Source organism: Pseudomonas sp. LG1E9, from assembly GCF_003290225.1.
GTDB classification, from domain to species: Bacteria; Pseudomonadota; Gammaproteobacteria; order Pseudomonadales; family Pseudomonadaceae; genus Aquipseudomonas; species Aquipseudomonas cyclaminis.
The window spans coordinates 2,220,074-2,238,155 of sequence record NZ_CP029983.1 but is presented as its reverse complement, the minus strand read 5'-3'; the positions used below and the strand labels follow the sequence as shown (position 1 = coordinate 2,238,155).

At 61.9% G+C, this 18,082-nt stretch carries 16 protein-coding genes; 12 read left to right on the top strand and 4 right to left on the bottom strand.

The window, feature by feature from the left end:
* Positions 1-9: 9 nt before the first annotated feature.
* From DNK50_RS10520 to dinG, 3 genes are all read right to left on the bottom strand, one after another.
* Positions 10-1,155, bottom strand: a complete 1,146-nt coding sequence (locus DNK50_RS10520; protein WP_112196917.1) for a serine hydrolase domain-containing protein — start codon at positions 1,153-1,155, stop codon at positions 10-12.
* Between the two features lie 82 nt (positions 1,156-1,237).
* The gene (locus tag DNK50_RS10515) at positions 1,238-3,535 is read right to left on the bottom strand and encodes a beta-galactosidase (RefSeq protein WP_112193886.1); all 2,298 of its coding nucleotides are present in this window, start codon (positions 3,533-3,535) and stop codon (positions 1,238-1,240) included.
* Between the two features lie 88 nt (positions 3,536-3,623).
* Positions 3,624-5,768 carry an ATP-dependent DNA helicase DinG gene (dinG, locus tag DNK50_RS10510; RefSeq protein ID WP_099583324.1) on the bottom strand — a complete coding sequence of 715 codons (2,145 nt, stop codon included), beginning with the start codon at positions 5,766-5,768 and terminating at the stop codon, positions 3,624-3,626.
* 99 nt (positions 5,769-5,867) lie between these two features.
* On the opposite strand from dinG, the gene DNK50_RS10505 reads away from it, so the two are divergent.
* On the top strand, positions 5,868-6,332 hold the full coding sequence (locus DNK50_RS10505) for a CopD family protein (RefSeq protein WP_112193884.1): 465 nt from the start codon (positions 5,868-5,870) through the stop codon (positions 6,330-6,332).
* A gap of 100 nt (positions 6,333-6,432) precedes the next feature.
* Here the strand turns inward: DNK50_RS10505 and DNK50_RS10500 are convergent, their stop codons facing one another.
* Positions 6,433-7,191 (bottom strand): hypothetical protein, encoded by a 759-nt coding sequence (locus tag DNK50_RS10500; RefSeq protein ID WP_099583326.1) that lies wholly within the window; start codon positions 7,189-7,191, stop codon positions 6,433-6,435.
* A 206-nt stretch (positions 7,192-7,397) separates the two neighbouring features.
* Here DNK50_RS10500 and DNK50_RS10495 point away from each other — a divergent pair, with 206 nt between their 5' ends.
* From DNK50_RS10495 to DNK50_RS10445, 11 genes are all read left to right on the top strand, one after another.
* The gene (locus DNK50_RS10495) at positions 7,398-7,895 is read left to right on the top strand and encodes a DUF6231 family protein (RefSeq protein ID WP_112193882.1); all 498 of its coding nucleotides are present in this window, start codon (positions 7,398-7,400) and stop codon (positions 7,893-7,895) included.
* Positions 7,896-7,899: 4 nt separating this feature from the next.
* Positions 7,900-8,370: a YchJ family protein gene (locus DNK50_RS10490; protein WP_112193881.1), complete on the top strand. Its 471-nt coding sequence runs from the start codon at positions 7,900-7,902 to the stop codon at positions 8,368-8,370.
* A 19-nt stretch (positions 8,371-8,389) separates the two neighbouring features.
* On the top strand, positions 8,390-8,872 hold the full coding sequence (locus DNK50_RS10485; RefSeq protein WP_099583329.1) for an LEA type 2 family protein: 483 nt from the start codon (positions 8,390-8,392) through the stop codon (positions 8,870-8,872).
* On the top strand, positions 8,869-9,081 hold the full coding sequence (locus tag DNK50_RS10480; protein WP_099583330.1) for an SEC-C metal-binding domain-containing protein: 213 nt from the start codon (positions 8,869-8,871) through the stop codon (positions 9,079-9,081). Before DNK50_RS10485 ends, DNK50_RS10480 begins: the two co-directional genes overlap by 4 nt.
* Positions 9,082-9,238: 157 nt before the next feature.
* Positions 9,239-11,680, top strand: coding sequence for a penicillin acylase family protein (locus tag DNK50_RS10475; RefSeq protein ID WP_112193880.1), 2,442 nt, complete (start codon positions 9,239-9,241; stop codon positions 11,678-11,680).
* 132 nt (positions 11,681-11,812) lie between these two features.
* Positions 11,813-12,817: a ligase-associated DNA damage response exonuclease gene (locus tag DNK50_RS10470; RefSeq protein ID WP_099583332.1), complete on the top strand. Its 1,005-nt coding sequence runs from the start codon at positions 11,813-11,815 to the stop codon at positions 12,815-12,817.
* The gene (locus DNK50_RS10465; RefSeq protein ID WP_112193879.1) at positions 12,814-14,448 is read left to right on the top strand and encodes an ATP-dependent DNA ligase; all 1,635 of its coding nucleotides are present in this window, start codon (positions 12,814-12,816) and stop codon (positions 14,446-14,448) included. The genes DNK50_RS10470 and DNK50_RS10465 overlap by 4 nt, the downstream gene beginning before the upstream one ends.
* 223 nt (positions 14,449-14,671) lie before the next feature.
* Positions 14,672-15,451, top strand: a complete 780-nt coding sequence (locus DNK50_RS10460) for a transporter substrate-binding domain-containing protein (RefSeq protein ID WP_032891615.1) — start codon at positions 14,672-14,674, stop codon at positions 15,449-15,451.
* A gap of 57 nt (positions 15,452-15,508) precedes the next feature.
* Complete coding sequence (locus DNK50_RS10455) at positions 15,509-16,237, top strand: ABC transporter permease (protein WP_032891617.1); 729 nt, start codon at positions 15,509-15,511, stop codon at positions 16,235-16,237.
* Positions 16,234-16,944 (top strand): ABC transporter permease, encoded by a 711-nt coding sequence (locus DNK50_RS10450; RefSeq protein ID WP_099583334.1) that lies wholly within the window; start codon positions 16,234-16,236, stop codon positions 16,942-16,944. The genes DNK50_RS10455 and DNK50_RS10450 overlap by 4 nt, the downstream gene beginning before the upstream one ends.
* Before the next feature lie 9 nt (positions 16,945-16,953).
* Positions 16,954-18,072, top strand: a complete 1,119-nt coding sequence (locus DNK50_RS10445) for a succinylglutamate desuccinylase/aspartoacylase family protein (RefSeq protein WP_099583335.1) — start codon at positions 16,954-16,956, stop codon at positions 18,070-18,072.
* Positions 18,073-18,082 lie beyond the last annotated feature (10 nt).

Here is an 18,082-nt window from a genome sequence, read left to right as displayed (position 1 = left end):
GCAAGGGGTTTACAGACAACCGGCCAATATTCCGACCAACTTCTGTGCACGGGGGTCCATAAGTACATAAGGCCCCAATGTATTAGTCACGAAACCAAACGCTACATCATGCTCAGGATCGGCAAAGCCGACCGAGCCGCCGGCGCCTGGGTGCCCGAAAGCCCGTGGGCCCAGGCCAAACGTGGCGTTGGGCAACTGCGGTTGATCCAACATGCAGCCCAGGCCAAAACGAGTTTGTGTCAATAATGTTTTATCCAGCCCGATACTGTGTTCACGGGTCAACTCTTCGAGCATTTCGGCTTCCAACAAACTACCGTCCAACAAACCACTGTAAAAACCCGCCAGACTGCGTGCATTACCGTGACCATTAGCCGCGGGCTGCTGCATGCGTCGCCATTCAGGTTTATTAGTACTGGTCAGAATAGACGGTGGGTTGGCAAATGCCCGTGTAGTCATGGCGGTGGGCTCACGCATCATTACTTGCAGTAACCGTTGCGCGGACTCATCGCCCATATTGCCTTTGCTGCGTGCAATATGGGCAACACGATAAAACTCTTCGTCTGCCAGGCCCACATGAAAGTCCAGGCCCAACGGCCTTGCAACCCGCGCCACAATCGACTCACCCGGCCCACGCCCATCGGCGCGACGCAGCAATTCGCCGACCAACCAACCGTAGGTAATCGCTTCGTAGCCATGGCCCTGGCCTGGCGTCCACCAAGGTGCTTCGGCAGCCAGGGTGTCTACCATCAATTGCCAGTCGTACAGGGCTTCGGTGGGCAGCATTTCGCGGATCGCCGGCAAACCGGCCTGATGGCAGAGCAACTGGCGCAGCGTGATGGTTTCCTTGCCGGCAGCGGCAAATTCCGGCCAATACCTGGCCACGGGAGCGTCCAACTGCAACTTGCCCTCGGCCACCAGTTGCAGGGCCGTGACGGCGGTGAAGGTCTTGGTGCAGGAGAACAGGTTGACGATGGTGTCGCTGTGCCAGGCCTCGGCGCCGTCCTTGTCCGCCGTGCCCGCCCACAGGTCGACGACGGTTTCGCCGCCGATCTGGATGCAGAGCCCGGCACCACGCTCCTGCGGGTCATCGAACAGCGCGGCAAACGCTTCACGTACCGCTTCGAACTGGAGTTCGTAATGACCCTGAATCTGCACGTAAGCCGCCTCGAAAAACACCATGGAAAGTGGCCGACATTGTTCCAGCCCTTGTGGCTTTTGTGAACCCGTCAGCCCTCAATCAGTGACCGTTTCCGGCGTGCCCACCAGCATGCCCGGCGCCCTGCCCCGCGCTTTTGCCGTCATGCCCAGATTTACCGCCTTCGCCTTCACGAACCGCGCCGGCCGCCTTGGCCTTTTCTGCTTCCTTGCCCAGTTGTTCTACCGTCGCCAGGTTGCTTTTACGCACGCTGTCGACAAACCCCTGGTAAGGCACATCGGTGATGCCCACCAGGCCGAAGTGGCCGTTTTCACCGTCCAGCAAACGGCCGGTCACCGGCTGGTCCAGGTACTGGAACCAGTGCACGCCGACAATCGACGGCTGGGCCATGGCCTGCTTGAGGAAGTTGGCGTACGCCGCAGCGCGATCTTCTTCCCTGGCCAACTGGGTCACACCGCCCCAGAACGGGCCACGGTCGGCAGAGCCAAAGTTGAATTCAGTGATCAGCACCGGTTTATCCAGTGCGCGCAACGCGGCGAAGTCGTAACCGTCCTGGGGCTTGAGGGTGTACATGTTGAAACTCAGCACATCGCAATACTGCGCGCACGACGCCACAGCTTCCGGAGTGCTCACCGCATAACGACCGCCCAGCAGCAACTGGTTCGGCGCGTGCCATTTCAGGGAATCGGAGATGGTCTTGAAGTAGGCATCGGCGAAGGTTTTCTGGAAGTATTTGAAGTCCGCCTCGATTTCCGGGTGCTCCGGGTTTGGCATGGGTGGCTCGAAACCTGGGTCTTCCATCAGCTCCCAACCCGCCAATTCGATGCCCCACGCTTTCGACAGGCCATCTTCGTTGCGGTACTTGTCCCGAAGTTGCTTGAGGAACGCACGTTTGGCCGGAACGTCAGTGGTCATGCGCAGCGTGCCGTAGGCCAAGGCGTAACGGGATTTCGGATCATCACCCGGCCCGGCCCAGGCCAGTTCGTTATCGGCAAAGAAGCCGATCAACCACGGGTCGTCACGGTGATCGCGGGCGGCGATGGCCACGGCACGCTCGGTGGCCATGGCGAAGCGCGGGTCGAACGGATCGGGCATGCCGCCCCACCAGTCCGTGCCGGTGCTGATGCTGGCGTAATCGCCGACGATCGACAGCGGCAAGGTGTACGGCACACGGTCGGCGCGGGCCAATTCTGCATCGCTCCAGTTGCCAACGGTGTTGAAACCCCAGGCTTGCAGACGATCAAGGGTGTGGGTCACCCAACGCTTCTGGTCGAAGCCTTCGCCGCCGTAAGCGCGCTGCAGGTTGGCACCGTAGAAATCGTACCAACGCCCGGCACCGAAGCTGCGACCTTCACCGGCGCCGTTGCCAGTGCGGTTATCGCCGCTGCCGTAATACTTGTCCAAAGGTTCACCGGCCTTGGGCAAAGCCGCGAACATCCATTCGCGGCCCGCCACATAGGTCTGGCTGTTGTCGGCAGCCACGGTATTGACGCCCAAGGAATAGAACGGATGCCCCTCCGGCGTCACCAGATACCAGCGGCCGTCACGCTTTTCGGTGTGGAAAAAACCGCTGGCCTTGAATACAGGGCCTTTGTTCCAGCCGCCAAACCGGTCCAATGCGGATTTATCCCGCGCAGCCAGCCAACCCTGGAGCTGGGCTTGCTCCTTGGCGACGGCGGCCTTGAGTTGCTCGTCGCTGCTGACTTTCTCCGGCCAGCGCGCACGGGTGGATTGCCCGTACGTATCCACCAGCTCGCTGTAGGCAGCCTTCAACACCGGCTCACTGTCCTGCACGCCAAAGCGCTCCAGCAGAATGCTTTGGGCCGCATTGGGCTTGATCATCGACAGCGTCACCGAAACCACTTGGCTGCGGTCGATTTCCCCCGCACTGCCGGCCAGCAATACGCGTTGGCCGTCCACGGTGATCGGCATCGGCGGGCCGGCCTTCATGCCCTGGCTCAGTGGCGTGTTGGCTTGCAGCGGGATCAGCAGGGTCTGGGCCGGGCCGGCCGGCAGGTCGATGCGGCTGACCAAGGTCTTGCCGTCACTGCTCTGCACCTTGACGTAGAGGGTCAGCGCCCAGTCCATGGCGCTCTGGATACGCAGGCTCATGGCGCCGGACTGCGACCAATCCCACACGCCGGTCTGCGGGCTGAGCACCAGGCTGGGTTCGGCAGCCGGGTTGAACGTGATGCGGCGCAACACCTCACCTTCAGGGGTTTGCTCGGCGTTGTATTGCGGCAGGCTGGCGTCCTGGGTCGCCACCTTGACCACATCGGCAGGCCGGACGAAGTTGAACAGGGTTTGTTGCCCGGCAGGCGCGGCCATCAAGGGCGCAGTGAACAGCAGGGCAAAAAGGGCGGGCAGCGTGCGAATCATACGAGCAAGGTTCTCCCAAACGGCCGGTGAATGGCCTGATGACATTGATGAGATAGACCACGAAGTGGGCGAATCCGCCCACGGTGGCTTAAGAAATTTCGCGCCGGAACGGCGGTAAAGCATTGAGGATAGCTTTACCGTAGCGCTGGGTGACCAAACGACGGTCGAGCAAGGTGATGGTGCCCCGGTCTTCTTCGGTACGCAGCAAGCGCCCGCAGGCCTGCACCAGCTTCAGGGAAGCATCCGGCACCGAGATTTCCATGAACGGGTTACCGCCCCGGGCTTCGATCCACTCGGCCAACGCGGCCTCCACCGGATCATCCGGTACCGAGAACGGGATCTTGGCGATCACCACGTGCTCGCAGTACGCGCCCGGCAAGTCGACACCCTCGGCAAAGCTCGCCAGGCCGAACAGCACGCTGGAGTCGCCGCCATCGACGCGCGCCTTGTGCTTGTTCAGGGTTTCCTGCTTGGACAGGTTGCCCTGGATAAACACTTGCTTGCGCCAGTCGCGGTCGAGGCCGTCGAACACGTCCTGCATCTGCTTGCGCGAGGAGAACAGCACCAGCGTGCCCCGGGAGCCTTCGACCAGGCCCGGCAAGTCACGAATGATCGCCGCAGTGTGGGCCGGCGCGTCACGCGGATCGGCCTTGAGGTCCGGTACCCGCAACACACCGGCGTCGGCGTGGTGGAACGGGCTCGGCACCACGGCGGTGACGGCTTTTTTCGGCAGCCCGGCACGCATGCGGAAGCGGTCGAAAGTGCCCAGGGCGGTCAGCGTGGCCGAGGTCACCAGGCAGCCGTAGGCCACGTTCCACAGGTTGCGCCGCAGCATTTCGGCGGCAAGGATCGGGCTGGCGTTGACCTCGATATCAAACAGCGCGCCGCTTTCCGACAAGGTCAGCCAACGCGCCATGGGCGGGTTGTCTTCCGGGTCTTCGACGGTAAACGCAGTCCACAGCTCCCAGTTGCCCTGGGAACGGGACAACAGGCTGCCGAACAGCGGGTACCACTCCTCGGCCTGGTTGCTGGCGATGCCGATATTGACCTCGCCATCCATGCCTTCCTTGAGCAGATCCGTGAGACGGGTGAACAGGTCGGTCAGGCGTGAAAAGCCCTTCTTCAGCTCAATGCCCATTTCGCGCATATGCTCGGGGATCATCCCGCCGACAAAGCGGTGTCGAGGGCGTTCACGGCCTTCCACATCTTCGCCGGGCTTGAAGTCGGCAACCTGCTCGCAGGCGCTGAACATGAACTGCTGCTGGGTCTTGATCTCCCGCGCCAGCTCTGGCACCTGCTCGATCAGCTTGCCCAGGTCACCGGGCAGCGGGTGCTGGGCCAGCAATTTGGTGAGGTTCTTCGCGGTGGACTCCAACCAGTCGGCGGTGGAGCGCAGGCGCGTGTAGTGGGCGAAGTGGCCGATGGCCTTGTCGGGCAGGTGATGCCCTTCGTCGAACACATAGAGCGTGTCGCGGGGGTCCGGCAACACAGCGCCGCCGCCCAGGGCCAGGTCGGCCAGGACCATATCGTGGTTGGTGACGATTACGTCGACCTTGCCCATGCCCTCGCGTGCCTTGTAGAAGGCGCATTGGCCGAAGTTCGGGCAATGGCGGTTGGTGCACTGGCTATGGTCGGTGGTCAGGCGCGCCCAGTCGGCGTCTTCCAGGGCGGTGGGCCAGCTGTCGCGGTCGCCGTCCCATTTATTGCCGGCGAGTTTCTCGATCATGCTGGTAAACAGCTTCTGGCTGACTTCATCAACCTCAATCTTGAAGCCTTCTTCTTCGAACAGCGACGCCGTGGCCGTCTGCGCGTGGCCTTCCTGCAACAACACGTCGAGCTTGGACAGGCACATGTAGCGACCGCGGCCCTTGGCCAGGGCGAACGTGAAGTTCAGGCCGCTGTTGCGCATCAGGTCAGGCAGGTCTTTGTAGACGATCTGCTCTTGCAGGGCGACGGTGGCGGTGGCGATCACCAGGCGTTTGCCCGCGGCCTTGGCGGTAGGGATCGCGGCCAGGCTGTAGGCCACGGTCTTGCCGGTACCGGTGCCGGCTTCGACGGCCACGACCGCCGGGTCACCCTCGCGGCGACCTTCGTCGTCGGTGTCGATATCCCCGAGGACCTTGGCAACTTCGGCGATCATCAGGCGTTGGCCATAGCGCGGTTTCAGGCTCTTGGCTTCGAGAAAACGCGAGTAGGCGCCCTGGATCGTGGTTTTGAGTTCAGTGCTGATCATGGATAGTCGGGCGCAAAAAACGCTGGATAAATTTTCAGTGGTTCGGATCGGCCGCTATCATACCCCGCTAATTAATCCCGCGCAGAACGGAGTACCACAATGACCGCGTTTAGCCTCGCTTACACCCTGCATGTATTGGCCGCCCTGGTATGGGTGGGCGGTATGTTTTTCGCCTGGATGATCCTGCGCCCCGCCGCTGTGGCGGCACTTGAGGGCCCTGCCCGGCTGACGCTGTGGGCGAATGTGTTTCAACGTTTTTTTGTATGGGTGTGGGTCGCGGTGCTGATTTTGCCGATCAGCGGTGTCGGCCTGCTGCACCTGCGTTTCAGCGGGTTTGAGACTGCACCCCGTTACGTGCAGGTGATGATGGGCTTGTATCTGGTGATGACGGCGCTGTTTATCCGCATCCAGGCGTTGAAGTTTCCGCAGTTGAAGGCAGCAGTGGCGGCACAGGATTGGCCGGCGGGCGCGGCTGCGCTGGGGCAGATTCGCAAGTTGGTAGGGATCAACCTGATTGTGGGGCTAGTGGTGGTGGCGATTGCTTCGGCTCGGCCGATGTTCTGAGGCGAGTCTTATATCGCAATCGGGGGCAAGCCCCCTCCCACAGTTAGATGCATTCCAAATGTGGGAGGGGGCTTGCCCCGATAGCGTCAGACCTTTCGACTCAAAGCCGCTGGATGGTCACAGTCCCCGCCGGCCCAACCGGCCCCGGCTGCCCTTCCAACCCTGGCCGGCCTTTTTCGCCACCATCGGCGCGGTACACCAGGCAGCCTTTGGATTCGCCGCCCTTGCCCGGTTTGCCTGCTACACCGGCCAACCCACCGGCGCCGCCGTCCACCCAGACCTTGATATGTTCAGCCGGGAAGTCCTTCGGCAACTCCACGCGTACCTGTGCGCCCGCGCCACCTGGCAGGCCATCACCGCCGTTATCCCCATTAAAACCGCGCCCTGCCGAGCCCCAGGTGCAGCCAGGGTCCACGCCGTTGGCGCCATCAAGCCCGGCATACCCTTGGGCGCCGGCGCCGCCACGGGCATCTACCGACAGCTCTTCAGCCGTCAGCGAGTTGATGCGCAAGGTCAGGTCTCGTCCGGCCTTGGCCGGTTTTTCATGAGTGCCAGGCGCGCCGCGCGAAGTGATCTGGCTGCCATGCTCCAGTTGCGCTCGACCCACCTGCAATTGCAGCCCGACAGCACCGGGGACAATAGCGATGCGTGCGTCACGACCCAGATGCAGCTCATCGACGTTGACCTGGCTGATGGTCGCCGGAATCAGCAACGTGCCGTAGTCGGCGACCTCCAGGCGCTCCAGTTGCAACACGCTGGTGCTGCTGGGCAGGCGCATCAACGAGTTGGTTTCGACACTGACGCTCTGGGCCAGGGCAACGGGGCTGACCAGCAGGGCCAACAGAAAAACCTTACGCATCATGGGGCTCCTGAGTGTTTTCAAATTTTTCTTTGGACGCACAGTAACGACTTCTACCGGCGATTTGCCAGTGAAGGTTCAAAAAACTTGAGAAGGGCATGGGTTAAGCGAGGATCACCGCCCCTGGAGGATTTTTCGCAGCCTCTCGCTCTAGGCCCGCACGCTCAGCCGCGCTAGTCTCTACGGTCCTGATGTGAGGATCTCTGATGACCGCTGGTATTTCTGCCCGTACCCCCCAGCAAGCCCTGGCCGCTTTGCTCGATCTGCACCAGCCCAAACGCCTGTTGCTGTTGGGCGCCAGCCAGTTCCCGGCGCTGGATGCCTTTAAGGAGGCGCACCCCGACACCCAAGTGTCCGTGGCGGCGCCTGGGCCGTTGCCCGCAGAACTGGCGGCGCAGCGCTTTGACCTGGCATTGGTGGTCGATTGCCTGGAGCACCTGTCAAAACCGCAGGGCCTGACCCTGCTCGGCGGTATTCGCAACCTCAACGCCAGCCGCATTGCGGTACTGGTGGACCTGGGTGCCTGCGACTGGAAAGACACTGACTTTTTCTCCCTGGCCCTGCAGGCCGGCGAGCGTTTCCAGCGCGATGAACAGGTGTTGACGCTGTTTACCTACGATCTGCTTGACTATAAACAGGTGCCGGACTGGCTCAACGCCCGCTTCTGGGCCAACCCGGAAAACTTTGGAAAGTATTGGTGGTAACCCAATGAGTACATCCATTTGCCCCTGCGGCAGTGGCAACCTGCTGGATGCCTGCTGCGGCCATTATCACGCTGGCCATCAGGCGCCGTGCGCCAGCGCGTTGATGCGCTCACGCTACAGCGCCTATGTTCTGGGCCTGGTCGACTATCTGGTAGCGACCACGTTGCCAGCGCAACAAGCAGGTCTGGACCGCGCCGCCATCAGCACCTGGAGCGCCCAGAGCACCTGGCTCGGCCTTGAAGTGGAAAGCTCGGAAGTGTTCGGCGGCCAGCCCGAACATGCCTTCGTGACCTTTACCGCGCGCTGGCACGACAGCACCGGCGAACATAGCCACCGTGAACAGTCCTCTTTCGTACAGAATGACGGGCGCTGGTACTTCATCGACCCAACGGTTGAGGTGAAGGCCGGACGCAATGACCCGTGCCTGTGCGGCAGCGGGCAAAAATTCAAGAAGTGCTGTTCCAGCTACTTCTAACCCCACGAGGACCCACGCCATGCTCCGGATCTACAGCTTGATGCTGGCGTTAACCTTCGGCCTGAGCGGCTGCGCGTCGTGGTTCGAGGACGACTCACCGCCGCCCCACATTTCCCTGGTCAAGGTCGAAGTGGTGCGAGCCAAGTTGCTGGAACAGAAATTCAAACTGTACTTTCGCGTGGACAACCGCGACGACGCCGACCTGACCGTGCGCGGCCTGGTCTACAAGGTCACCCTGGATGATTTTGTGCTGACCGAAGGCGAGTCCAACGAGTGGCTCACCGTGCCGCCCCGAGGCCACGCTTTTTTCAAAGTCTCGGTGCGCACCAACCTCTGGCCGCAGATACGCGATGTGGTGCAATTGTTGAAAAAACCCGACCAACCCGTGCCCTATCGCCTGGAAGGCGAGCTCAAAACCGGATTATTCATCGGTTATGACGTGCAGGTCGCCCACAATGGCGTAATAATCCCCGGCGATTTTATTCCGGAGCGACATCGATGACTCAGCAACCCCATGTCCATGGTCCTGACTGCAACCACGATCACGACCACGATCACAGTCACCATGACCACGATCACGGCCATGTCCACGGCCCGAACTGCGGCCACGCTCACCAGGAACCCGTGCGCAACGCGTTGAAGGATGTTGGCCGCAACGATCCTTGCCCATGCGGCAGCGAGAAGAAATTCAAGAAGTGCCACGGGGCCTGAGCCACACTGAAAATCTCCATGTGGGAGCAACCACGCCCCACATGGCCCGAGCCAGTCTCAAGATCTAACGCTTAACCCAAAACTCCTGCTTGCGTCGCTTCGCCGCGCTCACTAACGTAGCGCCTTTACTGACGCTACCCCCCGCAGGAGCTTTGCCATGGCCTCGCCAGCCCTCTCACATTTTCTTCCCCGGTTCGGCGTTGCCGCGGCAGTGGCCAGTGCATTAAGCCTGGCCGGTTGCCAGCTCCAGAGCACCCAGGACACCCTGCCGCCCGTTGCGGGCGTGCAACCGATCAAAGGTCTGGCACAAAACGTGTCGGTGCGTCGCAATGCCCAAGGCATGCCGCTGATCGAAAGCAACACCTTCCACGACGCGCTGTTCAGTCTCGGCTATGTGCACGCCAGTGACCGCATCACCCAGATGGTCACCTTGCGCCTGCTGGCCCAGGGCCGCCTGGCGGAAATGTCCGGCCCTGAGGTGCTGGATGTCGACCGCTTCATGCGTGCGGTCAACCTGAAAAAAAGCGCCGGCGAGCTGTACAACGCCTCGTCGCCGCGCCTCAAGCGGTTCTTCGAAGTGTATGCCCGTGGCGTCAACGCCTACCTGTACCGCTACCGCGACAAGCTGCCGCCGGACCTGGCCCAGACCGGCTACAAGCCCGAGTACTGGAAACCGGAAGATTCGGCACTGTTGTTCTGCCTGCTGAATTTCAGCGAGTCGGCCAACCTGCAGGAAGAAATCGCCTCCCTGGTGCTGGCGCAAAAAGTCGGCGTCGACAAACTCGCCTGGCTCACTCCAAGCGCGCCGGATGAGCCGATCCCAGTGGCCGAGGCCGAGAAACTCAAGGGCGTGAACTTCAGCCAGATCACCGGTCTGGCCGGGCTTGATACCGTGACCCAGCAACTGAGCAGCCTCAATGCCCTGGGCGTGACCACGTCGAGCAACTGGGCCATCGGCCCGCAGCGCAGCCGCAGTGGCAAAAGCCTGCTGGCCAACGACCTGGCCGCCCAACCGCAAGCGCCGTCGCCCTGGAGCTACGTGCAGATTCGCGCCCCGAAATACCAGGCCGTCGGCGCCTCGATTGCCGGCTTGCCGACGCTGCTGTCCGGGTTCAACGGCAAAGTCGCGTGGAGCCTGAGCACGGTCAAGGGCGACACACAGGACCTGTTCCTGGAAAAAGTCAGACGCCAGGGCAACGCGTTGTACTACGAGAACAATGGCAAATGGCTGCCGGCCGGCGTGCGCAACGAGACCTTCTTCGTCAAGGGCCAGCGCTCAATTCGCGAAGTTGTCTACGAAACCCGTCACGGCGCCCTGCTCAACAGCAGCCAGGCACTCACCAGCGGCCTGGGCCTGGCGTTGCAAACAGCCGACTTTAAAGACGACAAGAGCCTGGATGCGTTTTTCGACCTGTCCCGTGCGCAAAACGTCGGCAAGGCCTCGGACGCAACCCGCGAGATTCGCGCCATCGCGTTGAACATGGTGTTTGCCGACGCCACCAATATCGGCTGGCAGGTTACTGGCCGCTTCCCTAACCGCCGCGAAGGTGAAGGTTTGCTGCCGTCGCCGGGCTGGGATGCGCGCTTTGATTGGGACGGTTACGCCGACGCAATGCTGCACCCCTATGACCAGGACCCGGCCCAAGGCTGGATCGGCACCGCCAACCAGCGCACCGCGCCGCGTGGCTATGGCATGCAGTTGTCCAACTCCTGGGATGCCCCGGAGCGCAGCGAGCGCCTGGCGCAACTGGCCAATGCCGGCAAACATGACAGCCGCAGCATGATCGCCATGCAGTACGACCAGACCACCACCTTCGCCGCCAAGCTCAAGAGCATGTTCCAGGCACCAGGCATGGCCCAGCCGCTGAAGCAGGCGATTGATGGATTGCCCGCAGCCGAACAGGTCAAGGCGCGCGAAGCGCTGAAACGCCTGATGGCCTTTGACGGTCGCCTCGTTGCGACGTCTGCCGACGCGGCGCTCTATGAGCTGTTCCTGCAGGAAAGCACCAAGCAGATCTTCCTCGACGAACTCGGCCCGCAAGACAGCGCCAGCTGGAAGGCCTTCGTCAGCAACGCCAACCTGTCCTACGCCGCCCAGGCGGATCACTTGCTGAGCCGCGAAGACAGCCCGTTCTGGGACGACGTGCGCACACCGCAAAAAGAAGACAAACCGGCGATCCTCGCCCGCAGCCTCGCGGCCGCGATCAGCGCTGGCGACAGCCAATTGGGTGCCGATCACAAGGCCTGGCAGTGGGGCAAGCTGCACAGCACCACCTGGAAGAACACCGCAGGCCAAGTCATCCGTGGCCCGCTGGCGTCCGGCGGCGACCACAACACCCTGAATCCCGCGCCCTACAGCTGGGGCCAGGATTTCAATACCACCCAAGTCCCTGCGCTGCGCATGATCGTCGACTTCGGCCAGGCGGAGCCGATGATGGGCCAGGGCGGTATCGGCCAATCCGGCAACCCGGCCAGCCCGAACTACGCCAATGGCATCGACCCGTCGCTCAAGGCGCAATACCTGAGCTTCCCGATGCAGCCGCAGAACTTCGAGAAGGTCTATGGGAAAGCTCGGCTGACCCTGACGCCAGGCAAGTAACTGAATGTATGTGGTCCAAATGTGGGAGGGGGCTTGCCCCCTCCCACATTTTTAGCTCTCTGCATTTAGATAGAACTTCTCCAGGCTCATTCTCCTCCTACCTGATAAGCCCATCGCCCCCGGCACGCGTCCATGGATCTTGTCATCGCCCGCCCCGAAGGTCTCTACTGCCCCTTTGGCGATTTCTACATCGACCCCTGGCGCCCGGTGGAACGCGCCGTCATCACCCACGCCCACGGCGACCATGCACGCACCGGCAATCAGCATTATCTGGCCGCCGCACCCGGCGAAGGTATCCTGCGCTCGCGTCTGGGCCAGGACATCAACCTGCAAACCCTGGCCTATGGCGAGCAACTGCTGCACCACGGTGTGACCTTGAGTTTCCATCCCGCCGGGCATGTGCTCGGTTCGGCCCAGGTGCGCCTCGAATACCAGGGTGAAGTCTGGGTGGCGTCCGGTGATTACAAAGTCGAGCCCGATGGCACCTGTGCGCCCTTCGAGCCGGTGCGTTGCCACACCTTTATCACCGAATCCACCTTTGGCCTGCCGATCTACCGCTGGCAGCCCCAGGCGCAGATTTTTGCCGGGATCAACGATTGGTGGCAGGCCAATATCGCCGCTGGCAAAGCCAGCGTGCTGTACTGCTATTCCTTCGGCAAAGCCCAGCGCATCCTGCATGGCATCGACGCCAGCATCGGCCCGATCCTCAGCCACGGCGCGGTCGAACCGCTGAACCGGGTGTACCGCGAGGCCGGCATCTATATCCCCGACACGCTCTACGCCGGGGACTTCACCAAGACCGACCCACTGCTGCGCCAAGCCTTGATCATCGCCCCGCCCTCCGCCGGCGGCAGCAGTTGGATCAAGCGCTTCGGCGACTACAGCGACGCGTTCGCCAGCGGCTGGATGCGCCTGCGCGGCACACGGCGGCGGCGCGGAGTGGACCGAGGTTTTGTACTGTCGGACCACGCCGATTGGCCGGGCCTGTTGTGGGCCATCGAACAGACCGGCGCAGAACGGGTGATGGTGACCCACGGTTCTGTCGGCGTATTGGTGCGCCACCTGCGGGAAAAAGGCCTGGACGCCCAGGGCTTCACCACCGAATACGGTGATGACGAAGAAGAGGCCAGCGCATGAGGGCCTTCGCCGAGCTGTACGCCAACCTCGACGCCACCACCTCCAGCAACGCCAAGCTCGCGGCCCTGCAAGCCTACTTCCTGCAAGCACCGCCCGAGGATGCGGCATGGGCGGTGTATTTCCTGTCCGGCGGACGCCCTCGGCAACTGGTGCCGACGCGCCTGCTGCGAGACATGGCCACCGAAGCGTCCGGCATCGAGCCGTGGCTGTTCGAAGAGAGCTACCAGTCGGTGGGTGACTTGGCCGAGACGATTTCCCTGCTGTTACCGGAATCGACCTACACCTCAGAAGACGGCCTGGCCGTGTGGCTGGAAGACAAACTCCTGCCCCTGCGCGGGCTCTCGCCCCTGGACTTGGCTGAACGCCTGCCAGCGTTATGGACACAACTGGATCAACCAAGCCTGATGGTGTGCATCAAATTGATTACCGGCAGCTTCCGCGTTGGCGTGTCCAAGCTGCTGGTCACCCGCGCCCTCGCGGCCATGGCCGGACTGGACAGTAAACGCGTGGCCCAGCGGCTGGTGGGCTACACCGATCTGTCCAATCGCCCTACACCTGAGGGCTACCTCAAGCTGATCGCCGCCGAATCGTCCGACGAACATGCACAACGAGGCGGACAGCCGTATCCGTTTTTTCTCGCTCACGGGTTGTCGCAGCCAGTGGAGCAATTCGATGCCCTGCTCGGCTCTCCAGCAGACTGGCAGGTGGAGTGGAAGTGGGACGGCATTCGTGCGCAGTTGGTCAAGCGTGACGGGCGCCTGTGGATCTGGTCCCGAGGCGAAGAATTGGTGACTGAACGGTTTCCCGAACTCCACAGCCTGGCGAGTGGCCTGCCCGATGGCACGGTGATCGACGGCGAAATCGTCGTGTGGAAAGACTCGGTGCAACCCTTCGCCCTGCTCCAACAACGTATCGGCCGCAAGACCCTGAGCAAAAAAGTGCTGGAGGATGCGCCGGTGGCAGTCCTGGCCTACGACCTGCTGGAACATCAGGGCGACGACTGGCGCAACCACACCCAGGCCAAACGCCGCGCACAACTGGAGCAGGTGATTGCCCAGTGCAACCAACCGGTGTTGCAGCCCTCACCGCTGCTGACGGGTGCAACCTGGCAAGACCTTGCCCAACAACGCGAAGCCTCCCGCAGCCTCGGCGTCGAAGGCATGATGCTCAAGAATCGCCAGGGCCTGTACGGCGTGGGCCGCACCAAGGATATGGGCCTGTGGTGGAAGTGGAAAGTCGACCCGTTCAGCGTCGACGCCGTGTTGATCTACGCCCAGCGCGGGCATGGCCGACGCGCCAGCTTATACAGCGACTACACCTTTGCCGTGTGGGACGGCCCGCCCGGCAGCGAGCGCACGCTCGTGCCGTTTGCCAAGGCCTATTCCGGGCTGACCGACGAGGAAATGCGCAAGGTCGACGCGATTGTGCGCAAGACCACGGTGGAAAAATTCGGCCCGGTCAGCAGCGTGACGCCGAGCATGGTGTTCGAGCTGGGGTTTGAAGGGATTGCACTGTCCAAGCGCCACAAGAGCGGGATTGCCGTGCGCTTTCCCAGGATGTTGCGTTGGCGGCAGGACAAGACAGTCGACGAGGCCGACAACCTTGCCACCCTGCAGGACCTCCTGGCCTGACATAAATCCCCGCGTTGAATTTCCGTGTGACCTGAAATGGTGCGCTCATTTTCCCGCGCCCACTTTCGGGCATCTCCTACACTCAGATTTCCCTTATCCCACCTTTTAAAACGCTCATTCGGAACTATGGTGCAGAAATTGCTACTTGTGATCCGTCTGACACCGTTCAGTAACAGTCCTAAACGCGCCACAAGCGCTTATCTTGGTTTCCAGGGATTACATAATGAAAAAAGCATTGCTGACCCTTTCTGCACTGGCTCTGTGCATGGCCGCCGGTACCGCGCTGGCCAAGGAATACAAGGAATTGCGTTTTGGTGTCGATCCGTCCTACGCGCCATTCGAATCCAAAGCTGCCGACGGCAGCCTGGTGGGCTTCGATATCGACCTGGGCAATGCCATCTGTGCGGAGCTGAAGGTCAAGTGCAAATGGGTCGAAAGTGACTTCGACGGCATGATCCCAGGCCTGAAAGCCAACAAGTTCGACGGCGTGATCTCGTCCATGACCGTGACCCCGGTGCGTGAAAAGGCCATCGACTTCTCCAACGAACTGTTCTCCGGCCCGACCTCGCTGGTGTTCAAGAAAGGCGCTGGGTTCTCTACCCCTGAGTCGCTCAAGGGCAAGTCCGTGGGCTACGAGCAAGGCACCATCCAGGAAGCCTACGCCAAGGCTGTGCTGGACAAGGCCGGTGTGACCACCAAGGCCTACGCCAACCAGGACCAGGTTTATGCTGACCTGACGTCCGGCCGTCTCGATGCGTCCGTGCAGGACATGCTGCAAGCCGAACTGGGCTTCCTGAAGTCGCCAGCCGGTGCCGGCTACGAAGTCAGCGCGGCCATTGACGACCCATTGCTGCCGTCGAAAACCGCGATCGGTATCAAAAAAGGTAACACTGAGCTCAAGGCACTTTTGGATAAAGGTATCAAAGCGTTACACGATGATGGCACCTACGCCACTATCCAGAAGAAACACTTTGGCGATCTGAACCTGTACAGCGGCAAGTAATGCCCGGGGCGCCCCTCCACTGGAGGGGCGCTTTTTTATCGCCATAGGTCCTGATTTATGTTCGAAGATCTGTTGCAAACCCTCGGGCTGAGCGCGTTCAGCTTGAAGGGTTTCGGCCCGCTGTTGCTGCAGGGCACCTGGATGACCCTCAAGTTGTCGGTGCTGTCCCTGGCCGTCAGCGTGTTGCTCGGCCTGCTCGGCGCCAGCGCCAAACTCTCCAGCCTGCCCTTCCTGCGCATTCCCGCCCAGCTCTACACCACCCTGATCCGTGGCGTGCCTGACCTGGTGCTGATGCTGCTGATTTTCTACAGCCTGCAAACCTGGCTTACCGGCCTGACCGACTTTATGGAATGGGAGTACATCGAGATCGACCCATTCAGCGCCGGGGTGATCACCCTGGGCTTTATCTACGGTGCCTACTTCACCGAGACCTTTCGCGGCGCGATTCTCGCCGTGCCCCGTGGCCAGTTGGAAGCTGCCACCGCCTATGGGCTCAAGCGCGGCCAGCGGTTTCGCTACGTGACCTTCCCGCAAATGATGCGTTTTGCCCTGCCCGGCATCGGCAATAACTGGATGGTCATGCTCAAGGCCACCGCGCTGGTGTCGATCATCGGCTTGGCGGACTTGGTCAAAGCGGCCCAGGACGCGGGCAAAAGCACTTACCAGCTGTTCTATTTCCTGGTGCTGGCCGCGCTGATCTACCTGGTGATCACCAGCGTCTCCAACTTTGTCCTGCGCCGTCTTGAACGTCGCTACTCCGCAGGCTCCCGGGAGGCAGTGCGATGATCGAACTCTTGCAGGAATACTGGCGCCCGTTCCTCTACAGCGACGGCCAGCACATCACCGGCCTGGCCATGACGATGTGGTTGCTCAGCGCCGCCTTGGTGATCGGGTTTCTGGTGTCGATCCCACTCTCCATCGCCCGCGTATCGCGCAAGCGCTGGGTGCGCTGGCCGGTGCAGTTCTACACCTACCTGTTTCGCGGTACACCGCTCTATATTCAGTTGCTGATCTGTTACACCGGCATCTACAGCATCGCCGCCGTACGCGCCCAACCGGTGCTGGATGCGTTTTTCCGCGATGCAATGAACTGCACCATCCTCGCCTTCGCCCTCAACACCTGCGCCTACACCACGGAGATTTTCGCCGGCTCGATCCGCAGCATGGCCCACGGTGAAGTCGAGGCGGCCAAGGCCTACGGCCTCAGCGGCTGGAAGCTCTACGCCTATGTGATCATGCCGTCCGCACTGCGCCGCTCGTTGCCGTACTACAGCAACGAAGTGATCCTGATGCTGCACTCGACCACCGTGGCGTTTACCGCGACGATCCCGGACATTCTCAAAGTCGCGCGGGATGCCAACTCGGCGACCTTCATGACCTTTCAATCGTTCGGCATTGCCGCGCTGATCTACCTCGCCGTGACCTTTGCCCTGGTCGGCCTGTTTCGGCTGGCGGAACGTCGCTGGCTGGCCTTTCTCGGGCCAAGCCATTAAGGAGCCTTCATGCGTCATCAGCGACATGAACTGATTGCGCCGGTGCCAGGCACGGCGCGGCAGATCCACAGTTTCCACTTCGGCCCGCAGCAGGCCGCAGGCAAGGTCTACATCCAGGCGTCGCTGCATGCCGATGAGCTGCCCGGCATGTTGGTCGCCTGGCACCTGAAGGTGCGCCTCGCCGAATTGGCGGCGGCCGGACGGCTGTTGAGCGAGATCGTAGTGGTGCCCATCGCCAACCCGGTGGGCCTGGAACAGGTGTTGATGGATATCCCCCTGGGCCGCTACGAGCTGGAAAGCGGGCAGAACTTCAATCGCCTGTTTGTCGACCTCAGTGACGAGGTGGGCAACCGGGTCGAGGCGCTGCTGGGGGATGATCCGCAACGCAATGTCGAACTGATTCGCGCCGCATTGAGCAGCGCCCTCGCCGGGCAAACCGCCGCCACCCAATTGCAGTCTCAACGGCTGGTGCTGCAACGCCTGGCGTGCGACGCCGACATGGTGCTGGACCTGCATTGCGACTTCGAAGCCGTGGCGCACCTGTACACCACGCCTGAGGCCTGGCCGCAGGTGGAGCCGTTGGCGCGTTATCTAGGCTCGGAAGCCAATTTACTGGCCACCGACTCTGGCGGGCAGTCGTTCGATGAATGTTTCACCCTGGTCTGGTGGCAGTTGCAGCAACGGTTTGCCGAACGCTTCCCGATCCTCATGGGCAGTTTTTCGGTGACGGTCGAACTGCGCGGCCAGGGCGACGTCAACCACGGCCTGGCGGGCCTCGATTGCCAGGCGATCATCGACTACCTGATTCACTTCGGCGCCATCAGCGGCGAAGCGGCGCCCTTGCCCGACCTGCCCTACCCGGCCACCCCACTGGCCGGCGTCGAGCCCGTTGCAACACCCGTGGGCGGCCTGCTGGTGTTCAGCGCCCTGCCCGGCGAGTACCTGGAAGCCGGGCAACTGATTGCTGAAATCATCGACCCCATTACCGACCGCGTAACGCCTGTGCACTGCCATCACGCAGGCCTGCTTTACGCCCGTTCGCTGCGCCGCATGGCCACTGCCGGGATGGTCATCGCCCATGTCGCCGGCTCAGAGGCCTACCGCAGCGGCTACCTACTTTCGCCTTGAGGATGCACGC